Annotated in this window: 5 protein-coding genes; 4 read left to right on the forward strand and 1 reads right to left on the reverse strand. The window is 71.9% G+C overall.

Annotated elements, in window-relative coordinates:
* Positions 1-836: 16S rRNA (adenine(1518)-N(6)/adenine(1519)-N(6))-dimethyltransferase RsmA (gene rsmA / locus CCN44_RS12060; RefSeq protein ID WP_086697651.1), on the forward strand; the 836-nt coding region annotated here is incomplete at its 5' end.
* Entirely contained in the window at positions 833-1,726 is an 894-nt protein-coding gene (locus CCN44_RS12065; RefSeq protein ID WP_059250952.1) for a 4-(cytidine 5'-diphospho)-2-C-methyl-D-erythritol kinase, read from the forward strand. The genes rsmA and CCN44_RS12065, both read left to right, overlap by 4 nt.
* A 6-nt stretch (positions 1,727-1,732) precedes the next feature.
* Here CCN44_RS12065 and CCN44_RS12070 read toward each other — a convergent pair whose 3' ends face one another.
* Positions 1,733-2,326, reverse strand: a complete 594-nt coding sequence (locus CCN44_RS12070; RefSeq protein WP_059250954.1) for a Uma2 family endonuclease — start codon at positions 2,324-2,326, stop codon at positions 1,733-1,735.
* 183 nt (positions 2,327-2,509) lie between these two features.
* Between CCN44_RS12070 and CCN44_RS12075 the strand changes: the two genes are divergently transcribed.
* Positions 2,510-4,318 (forward strand): ABC-F family ATP-binding cassette domain-containing protein, encoded by a 1,809-nt coding sequence (locus CCN44_RS12075; protein WP_059250956.1) that lies wholly within the window; start codon positions 2,510-2,512, stop codon positions 4,316-4,318.
* A gap of 234 nt (positions 4,319-4,552) precedes the next feature.
* On the forward strand, positions 4,553-6,325 hold the full coding sequence (locus CCN44_RS12080) for an outer membrane protein assembly factor BamB family protein (protein ID WP_086697652.1): 1,773 nt from the start codon (positions 4,553-4,555) through the stop codon (positions 6,323-6,325).
* Positions 6,326-6,401 lie beyond the last annotated feature (76 nt).

Here is a 6,401-nt window from a genome sequence, read left to right on the forward strand (position 1 = left end):
CGGCCGACGTCCGCGAACTCGCGGCAGCGCTCGGTGTCCGCCCCACCAAGCAGCGCGGCCAGAACTTCGTGATCGACGCCAACACGGTCCGCCGGATCGTCCGGACCGCCGAGGTCCGCCCCGACGACGTCGTCGTGGAGGTCGGCCCCGGCCTCGGCTCGCTCACCCTCGCGCTGCTGGAGGTCGCCGACCGGGTCACCGCCGTCGAGATCGACGACGTGCTCGCCGCCGCCCTCCCCGCGACCATCACCGCGCGCATGCCCGGGCGCGCCGACCGCTTCGCGCTGGTCCACTCCGACGCGATGCACGTCACCGAGCTGCCCGGCCCCGCGCCGACGGCGCTGGTGGCGAACCTGCCGTACAACGTCGCCGTACCCGTGCTGCTGCACATGCTCGACACCTTCCCGAGCATCGAGCGGACCCTGGTGATGGTGCAGTCCGAGGTCGCCGACCGGCTCGCCGCCGCGCCCGGCAACAAGGTGTACGGCGTGCCGTCCGTGAAGGCCAACTGGTACGCCGACGTGAAGCGGGCCGGGGCCATCGGGCGCAATGTCTTCTGGCCCGCGCCGAACGTCGACAGCGGGCTGGTCTCGCTCGTCCGGCGGGCCGAGCCGATCAAGACCACCGCCGGCAAGGACGAGGTCTTCGCGGTGATCGACGCGGCCTTCGCCCAGCGCCGCAAGACCCTGCGGGCGGCGCTGGCCGGCTGGGCCGGGTCCGCGGCGGCGGCCGAGGCGGCCCTGGTCGCGGCCGGGGTCTCGCCGCAGGCCCGCGGGGAGGCCCTGACGGTGGAGGAGTTCGCGCGGATCGCGGAGCACAAGGAGAGCGGCGAGTGAGCGTCACCGTACGCGTACCGGCCAAGGTCAACGTCCAGCTCGCGGTGGGCGCCGCCCGCCCCGACGGCTTCCACGACCTGGCCAACGTCTTCCTCGCCGTCGGCCTGTACGACGAGGTGACGGTGACGCCCGCGGAGGAACTCCGGATCACCTGCGCCGGCCCGGACGCCGACCAGGTCCCGCTGGACCGCACCAACCTCGCCGCCCGCGCGGCGATCGCCCTCGCCGGGCGCCGGGGCATCGAGCCGCACGTCCACATCCACATCGCCAAGGACATCCCGGTCGCCGGCGGCATGGCGGGCGGCAGCGCGGACGGCGCGGGCGCGCTGCTCGCCTGCGACACGCTGTGGGGTACGGGTGCCTCGCGATCCGAACTCCTCGCCCTCTGCGCCGAGCTGGGCAGCGACGTGCCGTTCAGCCTGGTGGGCGGGGCGGCGCTCGGAGTGGGGCGCGGGGAGCAGCTGACGGCCCTGGAGACCGGCGGCACCTTCCACTGGGTGTTCGCGATGGCCGGGCGGGGGCTCTCCACCCCGGCGGTGTTCCGCGAGTTCGACCGGCTGGCGCAGGGGCGGGAGATCCCGGAGCCGGTGGCGTCGGCGGAGCTGCTGGCGGCGCTGGCGAAGGGGGACGCGGACGCGCTGGCGGCCGCCGTCTCCAACGATCTCCAGCCCGCCGCGCTGTCCCTGTTCCCGGAGCTGGCGGACACGCTGGAGGCGGGGCGCGGGGCGGGTGCGCTCGCCGCGCTGGTCTCCGGGTCCGGGCCTACGACGGCCTTTCTCGCACGGGACGCCGAGGCGGCGGAGAAGGTGGCGGCGGCCCTGAGGGCGTCGGGCACGTGCAGGGCCGTACGGCTGGCGGCGGGGCCGGTGGCGGGGGCGACGGTTCTCTGAGGGGGCTCAGTACTGGTCGATGGCGGCCAGGTCGATGTCGATGTCGTAGGGGACACTGACCTTGACGTGGTCGTGGTGGATGCCGGTCAGTGCGTACGTGCCGGTGGCCTCGCCGCGCTCGTACACCTGGACCACTGGGTGGTCGTCCTGTCCCGCCATGTCGACGAGCCAGTAATGGGGGATACCCGCCGCTGCGTACTTGTGCGGCTTGTAGTCACGGTCGCGAGCTTCGGAGTCCGGCGAGACCACCTCCACGGCGAGCAGCACGTCGGCTGCCTTGAAGTGGGTCTGACGCCGGTCGGTGAGGGCTTCGGCACGGATCACGGAGATGTCCGGTTCCGGACCGTTGCGTCGATCCAGTACCACCGTCATCTCACACACGACCTTCAAGTCGGGCGGCAGGGTGCTGCGCAGTCCGTGCGCCAGCAGATGGATCATGGCGTAGCGGAAGTAGCGCTGCGGACTCACGAAGACAAGGCTCCCGTCGATCAGCTCGGTGTGACGCGGGAGATCCGGCAGCGTGAACAGGTCGTCCACGGTGTAGCCGTCCTGCGGCGGCACCGGCCACTGGACTCGGTGCTTTACGGACTCGGCGGTCATGGTTCCTCCCATGCACGGGATCCTGCTGCCTGCCCTCCACGGTAGCGGCCGTTTCACGATCACGTCATTACAAAGAGTGACAACCCCCTCGCGCCCCGCCCCTCACCCCCGAAGCCCTACGCTAGAAGGCTGACCCACGCGGCGGAGCCGCATATCGAGTACAGCCCCGCGCACAGGAGTGAAATGGCCGTCAACCTGGTCAATGTCGAGAACGTCAGCAAGGTGTACGGCACCCGTGCCCTGCTGGACGGCGTCTCGCTCGGCGTGTCGGAAGGGGACCGGATCGGGGTCGTCGGACGCAACGGCGACGGCAAGACCACCCTCATCCGGATGCTCGCCAAGCTGGAGGAGGCCGACACCGGCCGGGTCACGCACTCCGGCGGGCTGCGGCTCGGCGTGCTCACGCAGCACGACTCCCTCGACCCCGCCGCCACCGTCCGCCACGAGGTCATCGGTGACATGGCCGACCACGAGTGGGCCGGGAACGCCAAGGTCAGGGACGTGCTGACCGGGCTGTTCGGCGGGCTGGACCTGCCGGGCTTCCCGAAGGGCCTGGACACCGTCATCGGTCCGCTCTCCGGCGGCGAGCGGCGCCGTATCGCGCTGGCCAAGCTGCTCATCGAGGAGCAGGATCTGATCGTCCTGGACGAGCCCACCAACCACCTCGACGTCGAGGGCATCGCCTGGCTGGCCGAGCACCTGCGCAACCGGCGCTCGGCGCTGGTGTGCGTGACGCACGACCGGTGGTTCCTGGACCAGGTGTGCACCCGCATGTGGGACGTGCAGCGCGGCGACGTGTACGAGTACGAGGGCGGCTACTCCGACTACGTCTTCGCGCGGGCCGAGCGGGAGCGGATCGCCGCCACCGAGGAGGCCAAGCGGCAGAACCTGATCCGCAAGGAGCTGGCCTGGCTGCGGCGCGGGGCGCCCGCGCGCACGTCGAAGCCGCGCTTCCGGGTGGAGGCCGCCAACGAGCTGATCGCGGACGTGCCGCCGCCCCGGGACAGCAGCGAGCTGATGAAGTTCGCCTCCTCGCGGCTCGGCAAGACGGTCTTCGACCTGGAGGACGTCACCGTGCAGGCCGGGCCGAAGGTGCTGCTCAAGCACGTCACCTGGCAGCTCGGCCCGGGCGACCGGATCGGTCTGGTCGGGGTCAACGGCGCCGGCAAGACGTCGCTGCTGCGGGCCATGGCCGCCGCGGCCCGGACCGAGGGCGAGGAGCAGCCCGCCGGTGGCCGCATCGCCGTCGGGAAGACCGTCAGGCTCGCCTACCTCTCCCAGGAGGTCGCCGAGCTCGACCCCACCTGGCGGGTGCTGGAAGCCGTGCAGCGGGTCCGGGAGCGCGTCGACCTCGGCAAGGGGCGCGAGATGACGGCCGGGCAGCTGTGCGAGACGTTCGGCTTCGGCAAGGAGAAGCAGTGGACGCCGGTCGGGGACCTGTCCGGCGGTGAGCGGCGGCGGCTCCAGCTGCTGCGGCTGCTCATGGACGAGCCCAACGTCCTCTTCCTGGACGAGCCCACCAACGACCTCGACATCGAGACCCTCACCCAGCTGGAGGACGTCCTCGACGGCTGGCCCGGCTCGATGATCGTCATCTCCCACGACCGGTTCTTCGTGGAGCGGACGACGGACCGGGTGTTCGCCCTGCTCGGCGACGGCACGCTGCGGATGCTGCCGCGCGGCATCGACGAGTACCTGGAGCGGCGGCAGCGGATGGAGGAGGCGGTCGCCGCACAGGCCGCCGCCGCGGCACCCAGGCCGGCCGCGGCGGAGAAGAGCGCCGCCGACCAGCGTGCCGCCAAGAAGGAACTCCAGAAGATCGAGCGCCAGTTGGACAAGATCTCCGAGAAGGAGTCCACGCTGCACGCCCGGATCGCCGAGAACGCCACCGACTTCGCGAAGGTGGCCGAACTGGACGCCCAGTTGCGGGACCTCGCCGGGGAGCGGGAGGAACTGGAGCTGCGCTGGCTGGAACTGGCGGAGGACGCCTGACCGTCCACCCCGCGCACGGAGGGGGCGCGTGCGCCGCGTGAAGGGGGCGTGAAGGCTCATAACGACGGCATCACGGGCCGGTCCTCCCTTGGGAACAGGGGAGGGCGCGGCCCCGTGTGCCGTCTGCCCCGGGTGATAGAAAGAGCCGTCTGAGAACTGTCTGAAAACGACCTTGGGTCCGTCACGGCCCTCGGGGCGTGGCTAAAAATCAGTGAACGAGGGGGAAGAGCGCTGATGACTCAGCCGCCCAACCAGCCGCCGCAGGGCGGGTTCGGAGCGCCGCAGGACCAGCCGCCGCAGGGCGGAGGTTTCGGCCCGGCCCCGCAGACGCCACCGGCGCAGGGCGGTTTCGGCGCCGCTCCCCAGACCCCGCCGGCCCAGGGCTCGCCGGCGCAGACCCCGCCCGCGCAGGGCGGTTTCGGCGCGCCGCAGCCGCCCGCGGGCCCTCCGCAGCAGCCCCAGCCGGGCTACGGCTACCCGCAGCAGCCCCAGCAGCCGGGACCGTACGGCGCCGCTCCGGGGCCCTACGGCCCTCCGCAGCAGCCGGGCCCCTACGGCACCCCGCAGCCCGGCTACGGCCACCCGCAGCAGCCGCCGTACCCGGGCATGCCCGGCGCCGCGCCCGGGGGGCCCGCCCCGGGTCCGCAGGGCTCGAAGAAGAAGACGGCGCTGATGGTCGGGGGCGCGGTGGCCGCGCTGCTGGTCATCGGCGGCACGGTGGTCGCGGTGACCGGCGGCGACGACGAGGGCGGCGGCAAGAAGAAGCCGGTGGCCCAGCAGAGCGACGACCCGAAGAACTCCCCCACCTCCTCGCCGACCACGTCCGGTGGCGGTGGCGAGGACCCGGAGAACCTCAACAAGGGCCGGCAGCCGGGCGAGGCGAAGGTGCTCTGGTACAAGCCGGCGCCGGACGCCCCGGCCTCCGGCGCCGACGCGCCCGGCATGTGGATCACCGGCGACACGGCGGTGAAGGCGGCGTACAAGCAGGTCTTCGCCTTCCACGCGGGTGACGGCGGCACCGCCTGGGGGCCGGTCGCCTTCCCGCAGAAGATCTGCGCGGTCACCCCGCAGAAGTCGGCCGACGACAAGATCGTCGTGGCGTACCTGAACGGCGGCGGCGACCGCGCCAAGTGCAACCAGCTCCAGCAGCTGGACCTGCGCACCGGCGAGAAGGGCTGGACCGCCGAGGTCGCCGACGGCGGGCTGTTCGACAGCGCGCTCAGCGTCGAACTGACGGTGAGCGGCAAGACGTTGATGGTGGGCCGTTCGCAGTCGGGCACGGCGTACGACCTGGGCACCGGCAAGAAGCTGTACGACAAGAAGAAGTACGGCGCGGCCTGTTTCCCGGCCGCCTTCGCGGGCGGCACGAACCGGCTGATCCAGGTGGCCTCCTGCGGTGCCGGCACCGGCAAGGAGCACGAGGAGATCCAGGAGCTCGACCCGGCCACCGGCAAGGNNGTGGTCTACCTGACCAACCGGGACAAGAAGGCCTGGAACATCTCCACCTTCACCAAGGACGGCAAGTTCCGCTCGGAGGTCAAGGTGGACGAGAAGTTCGCCCCCCGCTGCGGCTGGGCCGTCCTGGAACGTGAACTCCAGGGCTGCCAGGGTGTCGTGGCCGACGCGAACATGCTCTACCTGCCCACCGACTCCACCGTCAGCGCCAACCAGATCGTCGCGATCAGCCTCGCCGACGGCAAGGAGAAGTGGCGGGTCGAGTCCCCGGCGGACGAGCCGATGGCGCCGGTGAAGATCGAGGGCGGCAAGCTCATCGCGTACGTGCAGCCGTCGTACGACACGGGCGGCCAGGTGGTGTCGGTCCCGGTCACCGGCTCCTCCCACAAGACGACCAGGCTGCTGCAGAACCCGCAGGGCGCCGCCGACGTCGAGGACACCTTCTACGACGGGGTCGTCGACTGGACCGGCGGGCGGTTCTTCATCTCCTCGGGCCGGCTGTCCGGCGACGACGACTCGAAGGAGAAGCTCATGATGGCCTTCGGCAACTGAGCCCGGAGCACCCGCCCGGGCCCAGCCCGTCCCTTCCGAGTCCCTTGCGCCGTACGGCCTTCGAGCGGCCCCGAGG

The organism is Streptomyces tricolor (assembly GCF_002155905.1).
Classification (GTDB): domain Bacteria; phylum Actinomycetota; class Actinomycetes; order Streptomycetales; family Streptomycetaceae; genus Streptomyces; species Streptomyces tricolor.

Excerpts from the sequence above, each read along its gene's own strand:
- CCN44_RS12070 (WP_059250954.1), bottom strand. The coding sequence starts at position 2,326 with ATGACCGCCGAGTCCGTAAAGCACCGAGTCCAGTGGCCGGTGCCGCCG.
- CCN44_RS12075 (WP_059250956.1), top strand. The coding sequence starts at position 2,510 with ATGGCCGTCAACCTGGTCAATGTCGAGAACGTCAGCAAGGTGTACGGC.